The following is an 18,009-nucleotide window of genomic DNA, read 5'->3' on the forward strand; positions in this document are numbered from 1 at the left end:
AATTACTAATTAGCGGAATTTGTTCGGATTCAAACGATTAGTAGATGCAGGGTTTTGAGTTGGAGACTGAGTGCGAATTGCTACGCCATTTTTGAGTTTGCTGCCGTTACCGCCATCTTTGCGATCTAGGAAAGGTCTAAGGTTAATCGGATCGCGAAATGCGCGAGTGCGGTTATTATTACCGCTATTATTGCCATTACCCAACAGTGTTCTACCCATATTGTATATTTCTTGAACCCCGTTACCATTACTGCGACTGGTAAACGTATTTACACCTATAGTTGTTTGTCCACTGTCAGCACTAATGAGATTTTGGAATACACTATCACGTACAGCGTAAGCATCGTATCCGGGAGGTACTGTCAGTACAAGGCGGCAGGCTGGATTTGCCTCAGTGGTAACACATAGAACATTGTATCCATTTAAAGTGGATGCGCGGAGTTCTGTTAAGCCGTCAGGACGATAGGTTTCCAAACGTTCAGCTATTGTTGCACAGCGTTTATATGCATCCCAGCCACCACCCAAAGCGCGGGGAGTTGCCCAAGCGAAGAATTGCCCTGATTGACTTTCGGGTTGGTACATAACAGTATATTGACCGTTATAATTCTGGCAGCTAAACCGGGTTCCAGGATCAATTGTTGTTGAGGAGTTGTTGATTGTTGTTGTGGTTGAGGTATTGGTAGTCGTTGATGTACCGTTGCCTGGTACTGTTGGTACTACAACATCATCGGCTCTTTGGGCGAAAGCAGTAGAATTACTTAAAGCCAGGGATAAACCAAGACTACTTAAAAAAATTAATTTTAGGGGCTGTAATTTCATAAACTATCCTGATACAAGAATTCAGTAGGGAGTTGTTAGTTCTTGTGACGAAGAGTTTTTAATTTTGATTCAGCGATCGCGTTTCTTTTTATCTGCTTGTTCTTTTTTGTCTTTGATAACTTGTTTTGCCTTTGCTTGCATTTCGATGTGGCGTGCTACTCCCTCGTAAGTGTAGCGATTGTAGTTGTTGGTTATAATCATTTCTTCGAGGTAGCGAACTCGCTCATCACCACCTGGATGAGACGATAACCAACTAGGGGGAGCATTTTTTTGTTGCTTGTCTAGTGTCACCATCAAGTTACGCAAACCATCGGCTGCGTAACCACTGGCAACAATTAGGCGTGTGCCAAGGGTATCTGCTTGACGTTCCATATCGCGACTGTAACTTAAAGCAAAGAGTTGACCGATAGTGCCACCAAGGGGAAGATACTGAGTGAGATTACCAATTAAGTTTCCTTGAGTGACTAATTGAAAGCCGTGGGAGAGAACAACGTGAGATAATTCATGCCCAAGTAACCCTGCTAATTCTGCCTCAGAGTTGGTTTTAGCGATCGCCCCCGCATTAATAAAGATTTTGCCTCCAGGCAGGGCGAAGGCGTTTAATTCCTCGTAGGGAATCACAAAAAACTCGTATTTAAATTCATCCCGCCCAGCGACTTTGGCTAGTTTTTGTCCGATTTCGTTGACATATGCTGAAACTGCTTCGTCTTTGACTACATTCAGTTGTTTTTTTGCCTGTTTTGCGACTGCCTCACCTACAGATTCTTCACCTTGCAAGAGCATAATTGTGGAGTCAAGAGCAGAAAAAGGGCCGATCAAACTACCAGTCACAGCATATCCTAAAACACCAGTAATAATGTTAGCGATCGTATTGCCTTGAATTTCTGATCGGATATGAGATTTATAACGCTTGAGATGTTTGTCTGCTAGTTGGGTAAATTCAGGGGCTTGTGGATCGTTGGGATTAAGAATCGCAAACTGCCGTGCCGCCAGAGAAGCTTCCATCCATTTTTTTGTCTCTGCCAGTGTTGCAACTCTGGTTTTAATTAAATCTGCTTGATTGGGGTAAAGTGTTGTCGCTCGCTCTAAAATTTCTAAAGCTTTTTTCTTATCACCGTATTCTTTAAGAATTTCTGCGTATTTAATTTGCCCAGGAATAAATTCTGGATACTGCTCTGTTAACAGTTGCAGCGCTACTAAAGTTCTAGTTTGCATTTTAGAAGCAATTCCGGCTTCTGCTTCTCGCCAGTAGACTTTACCAGCAGGGGAGAGTTGGGATAAATCGGCGATCGCCCCTTTTGCTTGTGGTGTTTGGGATGATTGTGCAAATGGTTGTTTTAGTTCGCGATACAATTTCTCCGCAGCAGTGTAGTCTCCTGCCAAATAGAGCTTATCTGCTTCTATAAATTTTTGCTGGCGAGCAATTTCTTCAGCACTAGGTGCTGGTTCTGGTGAGGCTTTCTCGTTGGGGGCGGGTACTACTGCTGTTTGCTGAGATTGATTTTGTTCAGAGGTTTCTTGGGCGGGAGATGGTGCTATGGGTTGTGTCAGGATAATCAAAATAGACGTCCCAACTGCCAGTATTACCCAAATCAAGGCTAAAAACAGTGACTTCCAGCGTTTTTTCATGAATGGCTTCCTCTGGAAAAAGCTCTTTTCTCAATGTATAGCCCAGAGCGATCGCTATTATGAAAGCAAGTTTTCTAACTAATCTTCACAAAATCACGAATTTAGAGGTTATTCATCCACTGGTGTCGATGGCACAACCAATTGATTGTTATTCTCAGTTACAGGTTTAGATGGCACTATAAATTGTTTACTTTGTTCCTCTATTCTAGGTGTAGACGGCACCATCAATTGATTATTTTTCTCTTCAGTTACAGGTGTGGGTGATACCATCATCATTTGACGATTATTATCCTCAACAGCAGGTGTGGATAGTCTGGTATTGTCTTCAATTTCTGATTCCGAGGAGCATGATAAATCGCTATTATTTTCAATTGCAGGAGTGCATGGCTTAACGTTGTCTTCAAATACGGGAGCAGATGGCTTATTAGTGTTTTCAGTTTCCGATTCCGAGGAACATGATGAGTTGGTATTGTCCTCGATTGCAGGAGTGCATGGCTTAACGTTATCTTCTATAGGGGGAGTGGATGGCTGAGTGTTTTCCTCTATTGGTGGTGTAGATGGCTTGTTAGTATTTTCAATTGTAGGAGTGGATGGTTTGGTGGTGGTTTTACTTGCTGGAGTAGATGGTTTCTCCTTATATTCAATTCCAGGAGTGAACGACTCAATTGGAGTTTGGTTCAATGGCTCCTGTAACAACGGTGTTGATGGTGAATTATAAAAGTTTGGTTTTCTGCGGTAACTAGCTGGTGTTGATGATGGGGTTATGGGCTTGATTTTGACATCTTTAACAGTTGGATTTGTAGTTTGAGTTGGTTTATTACCTCTAAAACTAAATTGAAAAAAACGTCCTCCAAAAATTGCGACACCGAACCCAACCACCATGACACTGAGCAATCCAAGAATTGGAATAATTTGAGAATTGGGCAAATCAGACGATGGTTCATATGACACTCTTTGTCTTGGCTGGGGTGTACGTCCAATTGTTGTTGGTGGCAATGCCCATTGTAGAGCTTCTAGAACTTGCGTTGCCGTTTGATAGCGCTGGCTAAAGTTATAGCGCACCATTTTAGTTAAAACATTCGCCAATTGATCACTAACATGTACCAAAGGACGCCAAATCACTTCTCCGGTAGTTGGATCGATTGGCATTTTACGCGGCACCATACCTGTCAAAGCTTGAATTGCTATGATTCCGACTGCATAAATATCGCTACACAGTCTAGGGTTTCCATTTGCTTGTTCATTTGGGATGTAGCCAGGAGTACCAATAACGATAGTGGAAGTTACTTCCCCATAAATGCTTGTCGCTAAACTTTTGATTTCTTTGACAGAACCAAAATCAATCAGTACAATCTTGCCATCTTGACGACGCATGATGTTTTGCAGCTTTAGATCCCGATGAATGACATTGTGTTTGTGGACAACTGCCAAAACTTCCAAAATTTCCTGTAGGAGTTTAATTACCTCTGTTTCACTTAGCTGTCTGCCTGGAGTAATTTCGGTGGTTAAGTCATGTCCATCAACGTACTCCTGTACCAAATAAAATTCACCATTTTCTTCAAAATGGGCTAAAAGTTCGGGAATTTGGTCGTGGTGCTTCCCTAAGCGGTATAAAACTTCTGCTTCCTGATTAAATAGCCTTTTAGCAATCTGTAGTATTTCTGGATTGGAGTTTCGAGTCACCAAATGTTTAACAACACATTTGGGATAGTTGGGTAAGTCCATATCTTCAGCAAGATAGGTGTCACTAAATCCACCAGTTCCTAACTTAGTGAGGACTTTGTAGCGGTTACGAAGAATTGTGCCGAAGAGCATTAGCTTTACCTGCCAGCGGATTGAATGCCCTCTGTTAGGCGAGAACTCTATTAATTTTGCCAAAAAATGCTCCGAAATGAAGTTTTACTTTCAGAAAAACATTGAAATTTTTCTTGGATAACAATAAATTATTATTTAGGATGGTACTAATTTGCTGTTCTGAAAGCTTTGTAAATCAGTAATTACACTATATTTTCTCTCAGAGTTAATTAAAATTTATCCTAGAATTTTACGTTTTTCTGACAATAAATTGTACTTTTGCAGTCAGCGCCAATTTGAACGGTAGTAAAAATTAGTCTTAGTTTTTACAGTCAATCAGATTTAAAGTTTGCTTTATAAACTTAGGTGTTGTTGCAAAATTATGTCTTTATAAGTACTTACGCATAAATAAGCACTTAAACAGAATTAATTACACACATTCTTTTGCTGTTCTCTATTGACGCCAGTCGCTACAACGCGGGAAACCCGACGCCAGGTGCTACCCTGCGGGTTCTCCGTTGGGCGTAGCCCTTATAAGTTATTTTGCATGACTACTTGTGTAATGTTGTTGGGCGAACGCACTACTCTAAGAGATTATAGATCCCCGACTTTTTTTAAAAAAGCCGGGGGTATAAACACCTGCAACATATCAAAATCAATGTAGTAGATTGCTAGATTTTGTGTGCGTTATGGACTTGTTCTAAGGCACTTTGCTAGTCGTTACTACTTGCTTATCTAGGACTTAGGCTTATAAGTTGAAGTCACATGCAACTCTTTGAGTTGCTTGGCATCTACTCCAGAAGGCGCATCCGTCAGCAAACAACGAGCTTGTTGCGTCTTTGGAAAAGCAATGACATCGCGAATCGATTCTTCGTTAGCTAGCAACATCACCAATCGATCTAAGCCGTAAGCGATACCACCATGAGGTGGAGTACCGTATTCAAATGCTTCTAACAGAAAACCAAATTTATTCTTTGCTTCCTCTGGGGACAGCCCGATCGCTTCAAATACTTGCTCTTGAATTTCCCGTTGATAAATCCGCAGACTACCGCCACCAACTTCAAAGCCATTAAATACCAAGTCATAAGCTTGAGCGCGGGCAGTCTTTAGATCGTTCAAATCATCAGGATGAGGTGCAGTAAATGGATGATGCAGCGCTTCTAGACGCTTTTCATCTGCATTCCACTCAAACATCGGAAAATCTGTAATCCAAAGCAAGTTAATTTTATCAGGCTCGATTAACTTAAACTCCCTAGCCGTAAATTGCCGTAACCTGTCTAAAGTTTTATTGACAGTCGGAACATCACCAGCACCGAATAGCAATAAATATCCTGGTTTAGCATCCGTGCGGCGCAAAATTTCTTGCTTTTGTTCTATGCTCAGATTGTCTTTAATTGCACCAATAGTGTCGATTTCTCCATCATCCCTAACACGGATGTAAGCTAAACCTTTAGCACCAGCTTCATTAGCTTCTTTAAAAATATCACCGCCTGGTTTGATACGGACATTAGAAATTACATCACCATCGGGAATAGGCAAAATTTTAACAATTCCCCCACTACTAATTGCATCGCGAAAGACTTTAAAACCACAGTCTTTAACTACATCCGAAACATTAACTAGTTCTAAGCCATAGCGTGTATCAGGTTTATCACTCCCATAACGTTCTATCGCCTCTGCATAGGTAAGACGGGGAAAGGGAAACTGTAACTCAATGCCTTTAACCGTTTTGAAGATATAGCCAACTAGCTTTTCGTTGAGTTCGATAATTTGCTCTTGGGACATGAAACTCATTTCCATGTCTAATTGAGTAAATTCCGGTTGTCTGTCGGCGCGTAAATCTTCGTCACGGAAACACCGGGCAATTTGATAGTATCTGTCAAAACCTGATACCATCAGCAGTTGTTTAAATAGCTGAGGAGATTGCGGCAAAGCAAACCACTCACCGGGGTTGACGCGACTGGGAACCAAGTAATCTCGCGCACCTTCGGGAGTGGAACGGGTAAGTACAGGAGTTTCAACTTCAACAAAATTTTCCACGTCTTCTAGGTAACGACGCATAGCTTTCACTACTTGATGGCGTAGTAGCAAATTCTGCGCCATACGTTCGCGCCGCAAATCCAGATAACGATATTTCAATCGCAAATCTTCCCGTACCGGATCTGTCTCAGCAGTAGAAACTTGGAAAGGTAATTGCTTGCGAACAGCGTTGAGCAAGTCAATTTGCTCCGCGTAAATTTCGACTTCGCCTGTAGGTATGCGGAGGTTGAGGGATTCTTCGGGACGTTGCGACACCCTACCCGTCACTTTGATCACGTATTCATTGCGCAGGGTATTTGCTTCATTGTAGGAATCCGGAGTGCGTTGTGGATCGCTGACAATTTGGACAATACCAGAGCGATCGCGTAAATCTAAAAATATCACACCCCCATGATCGCGGCGACGGTCTACCCATCCATACAAGGTGACAGTTGCTCCAATGTGTTCTTTTCGGAGTTCGCCGCAATAGTCAGTTCGCATAGTTGTTAGTTCTGAGTTACAAGGCTAGAGAAAGTTCAGTAAATGTCAAACTTTCTAATTATCTAGCATCAATTGCAATTCTAGTAATTCCAGTTAAATAAAAATTAGGGGATAGGGGATAGGGAACAGGTGACAGGGAGAATGTGAATCACGTTCTTGCCCCTTGTCTCCCCCTCCCCTTGTCCTCTTCTGCCCAGTACCCAATCACCAATCCTCATTTATTGTGGGCGAGGAGCGTTGAATGCTTCCCAAGCAGCCTTAGCGGCATCTTGAGCGCGATCCCCGAATTCTGTGAGTTCTTTCATCAACAAGTGCCAGTTTTTCTCGGCTTCTTGTTGCAATAAGAGCCACGAGTTTTCAATGCGATCGCGCTCAATCAATTTTTCGCCTTCAATCGCTTGGCGCGCCCGACGTACAGCACTTAAATAAGTTTCACGAGTGAGTGTTCCGGCTGATTCTGCCTCAGCTTGAGCGCGTCTTTTGAGTGCTTCAATCAGTTCTTTGGTTTCATGCTTAATTTCATCAGTTTCACCAGCCATCTCAGTTTCTACCATTTCATTGGTTTGAGAACTGACTTGAACGACAACTACGCTTTCTTCAACAACAAAATTTTCTTGATTATCGGAATTGTAAGTCATAGTTTTAAACCTCTTGATTTGCTAGTTGAAAAATGGGGGATTGAAAGGGAAAGACGCAAAGACAACCAGACGCGGTGACGCGGAGAATGAAAAATTCCCCGTATCTCCACCTCCCCGTGTCCTCTTTCTCTTAATTCCCTATTCCTTATCCCTAAACTCTTTCCATTGTCGGCAGTTGCTGCTCTAATCTCAGCAGCGCCTCTACTCGTGCTTCTGTGGGGGGGTGGCTGGAGAATAAGTTACCGAGAAACTGCCCAGAGAGGGGATTTGTAATCAATAACGGCTCAAAAGCTGGATTAGCTTGTAAGGGCATTTGCCGTGCTGTCAGTTCTAAACGTTGCAGCGCACGGGCTAAGGCGCGAGGATTGCCTGTTATTTTTGCAGCACCTGCATCCGCTGAAAATTCCCGCGTGCGCGAAATAGCTAGTTGAATAATTGTTGCTGCGATCGGCGCTAAGATCACTGTTAGTAGTAACCCCAAAGGATTGGGGCCATTGCGATCGCGTGAGGATGGTGTATACCAAAGACTATAGCTGACAATTTGAGCCAAAAATGAGATTGCCCCGGCGATCGTGGCTGCAACGGCTTGCGTGAGAGTGTCACGATTAGCAACGTGCGTGAGTTCGTGGGCAATCACGCCTTCTAATTCGTCTTGTGGTAGTAAATTTAAAATGCCTTCGGTAACGGCGACAGCAGCGTGCTCTGGATCGCGCCCTGTGGCAAAAGCGTTAGGAGCTTGAGTAGGAACTATGTATAATCTTGGCACGGGCAGATTAGCTCGTTGGCAGAGTCTCTCTAGCATTTGATAGAGTTCTGGTGCTTGCTGTGGTGAGACTGGTTGAGCACGATAAGCTGCTAGGGCAATTTTATCTGACTGATACCAAGAAAATAAGTTAGTTACGGCAGCTAAGACAATACCCACAATCACACCTGTGCTACCGCCAATTACCCAGTAACTAATAGAAATTAAAATGCCACTTAGTAAGGCTAGTAAAGCGGCAGTTTTCAATTGATTTCTCATATTTACTCTCCTGATAATGCTGTTGTAAGTGTGAAATTAGTTGCGATTAACAGCATTACTTAAGCCGCACCTTGATTTTATCGACCTTAACACAGATTTATAAGGTAGAAATTTTGCTCCATCTTATGTACGGTTTTCTCACATCAGGTTTAAAATTTTATTTTCAAATATCTATTTTTAGTTACTTATGATACTTTTTTAAGATTTTAACCTGTATTTATCATCAAAAACTCAATAAATAAAAACATTCAAAAAATTACATCCCTCTCAGGTAATAAATTTTAGAATCTTAGCAAAGCAATAATATTTAAAAGCTTGATATTAGGAGTGCGATCGCTAATTTATGTTGTTTGTAATTGTGCTTTATAAATACTGTTCGGTAGAATTATTATAAACATCAATATTTTTATTAATTATAGAAAAAAGACTTCATACAACGTTAGATGTCAAAATTCTTCATCAAGCTAATTAGTTAGTCATGAACTGCCACATCAAAATTGATAAAAAAGCTTTTCACTCTACACTCTAAATCCTTTTTTGATTCAGTCATGGGCGATTTTTGTAGCTACTTCGGAACGAATCTTACTCACATTCTTAAATCATTAAGGAATTGGGTAAACGAAGAAGACGTGGAGAAAGAGGATGGGGGAGCCAGCGCTCTTGGTAGGGTTTCCAACGCCACTTGACGCCAGTTGACGCCACTTGCTTTATGCCGGGAAACCCGTCCACCGCAGTGGCTCCTTTATGCCGGGAAACCTGTCCACCCGTTGCTAAAAGCGTTCCCGTAAGGGTAGGGAGGTTCCCTCCGTTGTAGCGACTGGCGTGGACAAGGTGAGAAGATTTAAGTCACGATCCTTCCCCACCTCCCCGTGTCCTTTTTCCCTGTCCATATTCAACCAAATTTACTTAAACCAGTGGTCATCTCAAAGGATCAACCTAATGATAGAGAATACTAACAATACTGGAGTTTTGCAAAAAGTTGGAAAAACTTTGCACGAATTCGCAGAGTGTATCATCAGTCCTTGGCTAAATGCAGGAAGTCTTAAACCTTTAGAACAACGAGTTGAGCTTATAGAACAATATGTCCACCAAGGAATACAAAATAAGTTACAATCTCAAGATTTAGTAATGCGTGACTTGCAATGGCAGATAGACTTCCTACAAGCAGGTACGAACTATCGCATTGAAAACATTATTAATTACGAACTGCGTCAGCAAGTGCTAGAGGTTCTGAAAGAACAGGCGTATATTATTCAAGAAATTATTAAACCAGCTGTTGAAGATGTAATGTCTGAGCTAGAGAGTAAAAAGCAGCTTTTCAAGGCAAATATTTGCTCTACAGAAATTCAGGCACGACAGGATAGACTTCGCCATTCTTTAGCACATATTGAGGAAATCACTGCATCTGTTTTTGAGTTAGAAGCGCAAAAAACTGCCTGTATAGAAGGCGGACAGTGGCTATTATCTCAGAGAATAGAATTGTCACAAGCATTAACCAATGAGTTTTTATGTCAAGAGCATCCTCATCAAGAAGAGTTTCGCCAGAATCTTTGTAGATACTTAAAACTTTTAGGTACCTGCATGAAAAATGAGATTGAACCCCGTCTATTGTATAAAAAAGTCATCACTCATCAACAGCCACCAGTAGAAATTTATTTAAGAGCATTTCGGCTACTTAAGAATCGCATCAGTGATTGGGAATTGTCTTCTCAAGTGTCAAGTCAGGCTGCTGAAGAATTAAGAGGATACTTGAGCTACTTAATCGACTATTTGCTTGCTATTTCACTCTGAATCGAGAGCATCTTTGATTTCTCTTTCAAGTGCAGCGACTGCTTGGCGATCGCGAGTCTTAACTTTCAGTAATTCATTGACAGCCTTTTCCACAAGTCTGCTTTCTTGGCAACACTCTTGTTCTAACTGAGTTGCAAGATTTTGCAGCGCTTGAATCATGGCAACATGACATTCCTGAACACGCCGATCAAAAAATTTATATTTCATAATGCTTAATAAATTTACTCTACCAAGTTAATTTGGTGAACTAAAGGCAACAAAGGGCCTAATTGTTCTTGTCCATTCATAGCCAAGTCACTGTGACACAAATATACTCTTTCTGATACACGAGAAAGCAAATCTGCCAAAATCCTTCTTAATCGTTGTTCTTCTGCCAATTTTTCATCTTCTGCTGTCCAAGGCTCCCCTATTCTTTCTCGAAGAAAGAAAGGCGCACCAAACAATGTCGCTGCACCACCTTTCGCCCACAGTGGTGAACCTGCATCTAGCCAGAAATGCCAACGATGAGAACGCCGACTAGAACGATACTGAAAGATAGTAGCAAAAGTTACAGCTTTAGCGGCAGGGCCAATCGGACGTATAGGATAGGGATTGGCAGTGATAGTACCACGCCGTAATAGTTGAATAAAATCGGCGATCGCTTCTTGAGGAGATGAAATTGGGGGAAGAGAAGAAGACGCAAAGAGGTTGAGACGGGGTGACGCGGAGAATGAAAAATTCCCCGTGTCAATGGCTGGGGAGATTTGCCGCAATCTACTATCAATTTCCCAGTAGTGTTGAGCAGTTTCTAATAATTCTCGCAGTGCTGCCAGTTGATCGTATGGAAGATTGCTGCCATTCCACAAAAAACGCTGAATTGCTCTATCTAACAAGGAAATTGGACTAGGAATGAGACGTAACTCCTGTTGCGATCGCTGCTCTTCTAACCACTGTAATATTTCGCTATAAGCTGTAGTTGCTGCGTAACCAAGCCGATCCCAACGATCAAATGTTGTAACGGGTAATAAGTTGGGGCGATCGGGATGGGGTTGAAAACAATAATCTGCAATCAAACCAGCACGTACTGGATCGATCCTTGGGTGAAACGTAGAGAATGCTATTAATCGATTCTCCGTGTCTCCCAGTCTCCGCGTCACCGCGTCTGCTGAAACAGTGTCTCTCCCTCTTTGCGTCACCACGTCTTCTGAAACTGCTTCTCCTAGTCTCCGCATCTCCGTGTCATTTGTAGCATATCCCCTACTCAAAACTACTAACATCTCCGCCACCGCATCTCGATCTAGCAAGCGCCCCAATCCCGGATAAACTAGCGCTAGTAACGTCAGCAAAGCGCGGACAATGGGGAAACTAATAAGTGGACGTTGATCATTAAGCGATTGCACTGGAATGCCTTGCTTAGTGAGAATTTCTATGAGAGTGTAGCGAGCGATCGCATCCAAACCGGGTGCAATCACTGCTACTTGTTGTGGTTCTACTTGTTTTGTTTTAATTGCATCGGCGATCGCTTCTGCTGTTTGCCGTAATAGTTGAGCACGAGAAGTGGTTTGGATTGACTGCACTGCCTCTGGCAAGCTCAATAGCGCCATAGGTTCTGTGAGTAATTCCACCATTGGCTGTGTGAGTGTATCGGCTAGACTATTTGCGGGTGAAGCAGTTAAGGTTTCTATTTGAGTGCGTGCCGCTAATTTTGCTTCGATATAAGTGGGATCTGCTCCCAATCCTAAACGCACCACTCCATCAGGATTATAACTAAATGCTCCCACTGCACCACTATCTAATAAAAACTCGAACAGGCTGCACACTACAGCAGGGTAATCTTGCACATCATCTGCCAAAACTCCTTGATAACGTTTTTTTAATCGGTGTTGATAGTCAGGATTAGTCAATAAATGCTGGCTGTAGAGTTCTGTAATAATTCCGTAGGTAAGCAATCCTCGCTCTAAACACCAGTTGCGCCAATTAATGAGCAAAAAAGCTAAAAATTCCGGTTCTAAATTGGTATGATCTTGCTCTGCTAATGCTGTTGCCAAAACACTGCTAATTTCTTCTGTGGGTGTGCCACCATAAGCTGCTAGTTGTAGTAAGTCAAGAATACGACGTACCAGGCGGTACTCATTCACATCCACACGCCGCAAAATTTCTTCATCCAAATGAGGGCGCCAAAGCTTAGTTGCTAATTCTTGTTCAGTTTCTGGGCGTAGTCTTACCGGAAATTGTGCTTTTAAATTTAATGATTGAATCAGTAAGGGCCAAAATAGAATTATTTCATCTTGAAAAAAACCTAAAGGAGTCTTACAACGTACTGGATATTTTCCCACAGTTGTGGTAACAATTTTATCTGCTAATTCTCGACGATTCTCGTCATTGGCAGCCAGAACTAAAACAGATGGTTCGGTTTGATTAAGATGTAGGCTTTTGGTAATGCGATCACTATTTTTTTGTTTAGTATTTTTTTTATAAAATGACTCATAGTGATAATTGTCATCTTGCATCCAACTGGCAAAGTGTTGAACTAAGCGAGCAGTTTTACCAGAGCGACTAGGGCCAAAAATCCAAATAGAATGAGAAAACACAACCGTCTCCTTAGGAATTTGTTAAGATACCTCGTACATTGAATTAAGGATATAAGCCATCAATACAGGCTGGATGCTTGCCCACGATGAACAATTCGGGTTTAGGTTACAAAATATACTCTTACTTACTAGCTACCTACAAATGGTACTTGCGAACACCAGAGCGTTCTTTAGATGAAGCTTACAATGCTGCTCTTGAAATTCAGAAGCTAGAAAATGAGTATTTTAATGGTAACAAAATAGGCTCTGACTTAGCACTGCATACTAACAGTGTTATGGATTATTTTGAGTCAAACCTGAAAAAACAGTTAAGAATCATCAGGATGAGACTAACAGAGTTTAAAGCCAGCCGTTTTTTTGTCAACGAATCTAATCAAAAATCAATCAAAAAACTAGGTATCGAGCATCTCAATCCTTCCATAGTTCTGGAAAAGCTGAGATTCATAGATGAAGTAACAGCAAAATATACAACTTTTGACGAAGAAATTACATTCAGAGAAACAATTGAGCAAGCTCCAGAATCAACAGTTAAATCTTTGGTTATTGAGCCGAAACAGTCAAATATTATCAGAAAAAACTTAGATAACGGACAACGGATTCAACAAAAAGGTAAAACTAATACAACAGGTGTATTACCTCGTTCAATTTTCAATACAATAAATCGTTTACAAGTTGAATTAGATCCTAAATCTGAACAGGATGTCGTTCAAAACTTTCGTAAAGCTCAAAGAAGAACAATAATATCTGTCAGGTTTTTATTATTGTTAATTATTGTGCCTATTCTCACTCATCAACTCTCAAAAGCCTTTATTGTCGGCCCAATTATAAACCATTTTCAAACTTCTAATGAAGCAGCAATTTTTATTAACTATGAGATGGAAGAACAAGCTTTATTAGAATTACAAAGATTTGAAGAAAAAATCAAGTTTCAGAATCTTCTGAGAAATGTTACACCGCCAGAAGAAAAAATAGAAATTCAGGTTAGAGAAAAAGCACTAGAAATTGCTGAAGAATATCGCCTGATTAGTGCCAACGCTATCAAAAATGTTTTTGCAGACATCTTATCTGTTATTGCTGTCATTTGGTTTTTACTACTGAGTAAGAAAGAAATTGCCGTTCTCAAAGATTTCTTAGATCACGTAGTCTATGGATTAAGTGATAGTGCCAAGGCATTTATCATCATTTTGTTCACTGATATCTTTGTAGGATTCCATTCTCCTCATGGCTGGGAAGTCATACTAGAAGGTGTATCGCGCCATTGGGGATTACCGGCAAATCACGATTTTATCTTTTTGTTTATTGCGACTTTTCCTGTGATTTTGGATACCATATTTAAATACTGGATTTTCCGCTACTTAAATCGGATATCGCCTTCAGCAGTGGCAACATACCGGAATATGAATGAGTAAGCCTTGAAAAAGGCAGTTCCGATGAAATCTTTGCTAATCAGCGACTCATTGCAAAAATTTGTTCAGCCGTTAAGGGAATGTTCGGAAATAATCTAGAATCAATTCGATCCTGTCCTCGAAATACTTTTGCGGGTAAATACTCTCCATCTTCTAGTTGGTAGATCATAATGGTTGGTTGCTTAGGAGAGCCAATGAATCGAATACCACCAAAAGCCGCATAGTCTATGATGATGTACTCAAAAACGCCTAAGTCCTCATATTCAGCCAATTTTGTCAGATAGTCATCCTTCCAGTTGTTACTAACAACCTCAATGATTCCAGGTGGTGGAATGTATGCAGCAGCAGAACTAGAGCTAGTTTTCATTCGCTGCCATTCTTCTCTAGCAAATATGACAATATCGGCTTTTCGGCTTTTTTCTTTTTCTGGTGATGCTGTCTTGAGCCGAACCTGCTTAGACTGGCGTGACACGTAAGGCAGATCATTTTCTTGGCAGTGATTTTCTAGGTAGGTACAAAGTCGCTCGATCAAATCCTCATGATTTGCATTTGGTTCTGATAATGGCACAGGAATCCCATCCACCAGTTCAAACTCTCTGCCTGATCCATCATCCCAGGCAAGAAACTCTTCAAAAGTTAGTGGTTTTGTGACGGCGTACATCGCCCTCACTCCATTGCTGACGGGTACTTGACTCAATGCTACCAAGATGTTGAGAAACTTCGCCCCAGTTAATAGGTTAGAAGTTTTAAAAGGCGATCGCTAAATTTTATATACTATCAAGGCTTATAGCGAAAATTGAACTTTTTGTATTTAATTCCCCAATGAGCATTTTTAACTGTACTGTATACACTTTAATAATAGGACTTACGCAGTATCTCTCTCAAATCCTCTTTTCTCCATGTCCTCTGCTTCCTCTGCGGTTTATTATTCCATAACTCTTGCGCAAGTCCCGTATAAATAGACTGTTGAGGCTGCTAGTAAAAAAGCACTATCACATGGCTAAGTCTCATAACTTCCAAGACGATAGAAGCGCTCACCCACGAGATCTGCTCGTTGATTTGCTTATTTCCATCTTCTTACACTCAATTTTGTTTATAGGGAGCAATTATTGGCTTCGAGCTTTTGTACCTGAGCAAAAGCAAGAGCTTTCCCAAGAAATTCCAATTGAGTATATAGAAATTCCTCCTGAGAAAACACAGACACCTCCAAAAACTTCACAACGAGCAAACAAGGATTCTGTTGCTGGCGGCAAAGCAAAACTTGAAAAACCTATTTCTGTTGCTAAGTCTGCGTCACCATCTATACCTAAAGAGTCTGCTTCAACACCTGAAGCTTCTGAGCCAGCAGAGCTATTACAGTCAGCAAAAACACAGCCCACACGAGGAGCATCAAATTTACCTCCTCAAAAACCACAACCCAAGCCTCTACCAACTGTGATCGCTTCTCCTACACCTAAACCATTACCAAGTGCGATCGCTTCTCCCACACCTAAACCATTACCAAGTGCGATCGCTTCTCCTACACCTAAACAATTACCAAGTGCGATCGCTTCTCCTACACCCAAGCCTCTACCAAGTGTGATCGCTTCTCCTACACCCAAGCCTCTACCAAGTGCGATTGCTTCTCCCACACCTAAACCATTACCAAGTGCGATTGCTTCTCCCACACCTAAACCATTACCAAGTGCGATCGCTTCTCCTACACCCAAGCCTCTACCAAGTGCGATCGCTTCTCCTACACCTAAACCATTACCAAGTGTAATCACACCTACACCTAAACCATTACCAAGTGCGATCGCTTCTCCTACACCCAAGCCTCTACCAAGTGCGATCGCTTCTCCTACACCCAAGCCTCTACCAAGTGCGATCGCTTCTCCTACACCCAAGCCTCTACCAAGTGCGATCACACCTACACCCAAGCCTCTACCAAGTGCGATCACACCTACACCCAAGCCTCTACCAAGTGCGATCACACCTACACCCAAGCCTCTGCCAACTGCGATCGCTTCTCCCACGCCAAAGCCTCTGCCAACTGCGAGTACACCTCCACCCAAGCCTCTGCCAAGTGTGATCGCCTCTCCCACGCCAAAGCCTCTGCCAACTGCGAGTACACCTCCACTACCAAAGCCTGAAAAAGTTGTAGTAGCACCCAACACTACACCAACGCAACCAAAGCCCACACAAACAGCGATCGCACCAACTACTCCACCAGTATCTAAACCTGAACAATCAGGGCAGTCGGGTGGATTGAGTGGGCAAACAACATCTCGAATTCCGGGGGCAGCAAGCAAATTGGGTGGGCCGCTCAGTGTATCTCGTGATAATTTTAGAGCAGAGGATCTCGCAGCCTTACCTAATTCCAACCGCTCCAACGAAGGATCTCAAAGCATAGATGCACGTCGAATAGATGCAGATATCAGCGCCTATTTAGAACAAATGCGGCAAAAAGTGAGGCAGTATTGGATACCTGGACTTAGTCAATCTTCCCGGCGAACTGTGCTTAACTTTACTATTAACCGTTCGGGTCAAGTAAGCAATATCCAAGTTGCCCGTACCTCTGGATTTGATGTAACTGATGAAGCAGCACTAAACTCTGTCAGGCTAGCAGCACCCTTTGCACCTTTGCCTACAGGATTTTCAAGTGACTACATTAATATTCAATTTACATTTTCTATCAATGTCTACGGAGAGCTAGATTTATCAGGAGGCGGCGGATAATAACTAGAAGGCGGAGGACAAAGAAAGATTATACCAATTCTCAAAAGTAAGCAACAGATGAGGACGCGGGGACGAAAAGACAACAAGACGCGGAGATTAGCATATCTACAGATTTTAGAGAAATGGTATTAAGTTGGCGTAATTATCCTAACTCTAATAACTCTCTCAGTTTTTGCTCAATTACCTCATTCACCAATTGATTACCTTGTAAATTCAGGTGAATATGGTCATGATAAAGACTTTTTGGGTTCTTGCTAGAGTTAAATATCGGTAAAAAATCTATATAGCTAATTTGCTGATTTTTAGTGAATTCACTTAAACGCTGGCGTGCTTTGAGTTCATAATCGCGGGGTTCTAATGGGCTAATTTCTCGCAGTAAGGGAGTCATGACAAGTAAAAAGTGACTTTTACTTGCACGCGCTAGTGTTTGGATTTTGCTAATAGCTTCCAAATTTACGCCCACACGATCGCCTGCTTCTTTCTGCACCGCTTCTAATTCTGGGATTAGCTTTGGCTTTTTGATGTAACGCTCAAACACTTCCACCAATGCCAAAGGAGGTTTTCGATCTGGATAGTTGCGATCGCGTCCAACTGGTAAAGAGGTAGGAGCAGTAGCGAATAAATCATCGGTATTAATTAGCAATATCACTACTTGAGCATTAAAACTACCAAACCTTTGTAAATAGGCTAATTCGTTTCTTGGCCCCCAAGAATTAGCTGAAGCATTTAGTACTTGAATTTGGTTGAAATTACGAGAATTAGTTAATGTTAGGGAATGTTGTAGCAAACTAGAAATCGTATTATTTTGATCTGTCCACCAACCGCCATTAGCAATAGAATCTCCCAACAACAATACTCGCAGGATAGAAGGTGGAGAAAGCTCTTGTATTGCTTCACCACGCATCGAATATTGATTAATCTCAATACGATTGCCATAGCGACGAGTCTGCTGGTTAGGCGCTAACAAGTAACCAATTTGTTCATCAGCAATGTAAATCAAAGGATTGCCGAAACCAAAAAGCGATCGCAGGGTGACTTCAATGACAATCAATAATCCCACAACGACTGTCAAACTTATGACCAAAACTTCTTTCACCAGCGCC

General features: G+C 41.8%; 15 protein-coding genes. 3 read left to right on the plus strand and 12 right to left on the minus strand.

Annotated features, from left to right (window positions below):
- Positions 1-9: 9 nt before the first annotated feature.
- From U2718_RS31120 to U2718_RS31145, 6 genes are all read right to left on the minus strand, one after another.
- On the minus strand, positions 10-819 hold the full coding sequence (locus tag U2718_RS31120; RefSeq protein ID WP_341996427.1) for a COP23 domain-containing protein: 810 nt from the start codon (positions 817-819) through the stop codon (positions 10-12).
- 69 nt (positions 820-888) lie between these two features.
- Positions 889-2,448 carry a M48 family metalloprotease gene (locus tag U2718_RS31125; RefSeq protein WP_341996429.1) on the minus strand — a complete coding sequence of 520 codons (1,560 nt, stop codon included), beginning with the start codon at positions 2,446-2,448 and terminating at the stop codon, positions 889-891.
- 108 nt (positions 2,449-2,556) lie between these two features.
- The gene (locus tag U2718_RS31130) at positions 2,557-4,326 is read right to left on the minus strand and encodes a serine/threonine protein kinase (RefSeq protein ID WP_411813396.1); all 1,770 of its coding nucleotides are present in this window, start codon (positions 4,324-4,326) and stop codon (positions 2,557-2,559) included.
- A 651-nt stretch (positions 4,327-4,977) separates the two neighbouring features.
- A complete protein-coding gene (gene aspS / locus U2718_RS31135; protein ID WP_341996431.1) occupies positions 4,978-6,762 on the minus strand; it encodes an aspartate--tRNA ligase in 1,785 nt (594 codons plus the stop codon).
- A 218-nt stretch (positions 6,763-6,980) separates the two neighbouring features.
- On the minus strand, positions 6,981-7,400 hold the full coding sequence (locus U2718_RS31140; RefSeq protein ID WP_341996433.1) for a hypothetical protein: 420 nt from the start codon (positions 7,398-7,400) through the stop codon (positions 6,981-6,983).
- Between the two features lie 151 nt (positions 7,401-7,551).
- Positions 7,552-8,421 (minus strand): zinc metalloprotease HtpX, encoded by an 870-nt coding sequence (locus U2718_RS31145; protein ID WP_341996434.1) that lies wholly within the window; start codon positions 8,419-8,421, stop codon positions 7,552-7,554.
- A 939-nt stretch (positions 8,422-9,360) separates the two neighbouring features.
- On the opposite strand from U2718_RS31145, the gene U2718_RS31150 reads away from it, so the two are divergent.
- Positions 9,361-10,212 (plus strand): hypothetical protein, encoded by an 852-nt coding sequence (locus U2718_RS31150; RefSeq protein WP_341996436.1) that lies wholly within the window; start codon positions 9,361-9,363, stop codon positions 10,210-10,212.
- On the opposite strand, the gene U2718_RS31155 is transcribed toward U2718_RS31150, so the two are convergent.
- Together U2718_RS31155 and U2718_RS31160 are read right to left on the minus strand one after the other, a co-directional pair.
- Positions 10,204-10,419, minus strand: a complete 216-nt coding sequence (locus tag U2718_RS31155) for a hypothetical protein (RefSeq protein ID WP_341996438.1) — start codon at positions 10,417-10,419, stop codon at positions 10,204-10,206. The two genes, U2718_RS31150 and U2718_RS31155, sit on opposite strands and share 9 nt — an antisense overlap.
- A gap of 14 nt (positions 10,420-10,433) precedes the next feature.
- A complete protein-coding gene (locus tag U2718_RS31160) occupies positions 10,434-12,782 on the minus strand; it encodes a recombinase family protein (RefSeq protein WP_341996439.1) in 2,349 nt (782 codons plus the stop codon).
- A gap of 86 nt (positions 12,783-12,868) precedes the next feature.
- Here U2718_RS31160 and U2718_RS31165 point away from each other — a divergent pair, with 86 nt between their 5' ends.
- Positions 12,869-14,191 (plus strand): proton extrusion protein PcxA, encoded by a 1,323-nt coding sequence (locus U2718_RS31165; RefSeq protein ID WP_341996441.1) that lies wholly within the window; start codon positions 12,869-12,871, stop codon positions 14,189-14,191.
- Positions 14,192-14,228: 37 nt separating this feature from the next.
- On the opposite strand, the gene U2718_RS31170 is transcribed toward U2718_RS31165, so the two are convergent.
- From U2718_RS31170 to U2718_RS31180, 3 genes are all read right to left on the minus strand, one after another.
- The gene (locus U2718_RS31170; protein ID WP_341996443.1) at positions 14,229-14,849 is read right to left on the minus strand and encodes a Uma2 family endonuclease; all 621 of its coding nucleotides are present in this window, start codon (positions 14,847-14,849) and stop codon (positions 14,229-14,231) included.
- 445 nt (positions 14,850-15,294) lie between these two features.
- Positions 15,295-15,567, minus strand: coding sequence for a hypothetical protein (locus U2718_RS31175; protein WP_341996445.1), 273 nt, complete (start codon positions 15,565-15,567; stop codon positions 15,295-15,297).
- Positions 15,568-15,591: 24 nt separating this feature from the next.
- Positions 15,592-16,479: a hypothetical protein gene (locus U2718_RS31180; RefSeq protein WP_341996447.1), complete on the minus strand. Its 888-nt coding sequence runs from the start codon at positions 16,477-16,479 to the stop codon at positions 15,592-15,594.
- 1 nt (position 16,480) lies between these two features.
- Between U2718_RS31180 and U2718_RS31185 the strand changes: the two genes are divergently transcribed.
- Positions 16,481-16,906: a TonB family protein gene (locus U2718_RS31185; RefSeq protein ID WP_341996450.1), complete on the plus strand. Its 426-nt coding sequence runs from the start codon at positions 16,481-16,483 to the stop codon at positions 16,904-16,906.
- A 142-nt stretch (positions 16,907-17,048) separates the two neighbouring features.
- Here the strand turns inward: U2718_RS31185 and U2718_RS31190 are convergent, their stop codons facing one another.
- Positions 17,049-18,002, minus strand: coding sequence for an SGNH/GDSL hydrolase family protein (locus U2718_RS31190; protein WP_341996452.1), 954 nt, complete (start codon positions 18,000-18,002; stop codon positions 17,049-17,051).
- Positions 18,003-18,009: the final 7 nt, after the last annotated feature.

The sequence above is a fragment of the Chlorogloeopsis sp. ULAP02 genome (genome assembly GCF_038404745.2).
Lineage (GTDB): Bacteria > Cyanobacteriota > Cyanobacteriia > Cyanobacteriales > Nostocaceae > Chlorogloeopsis.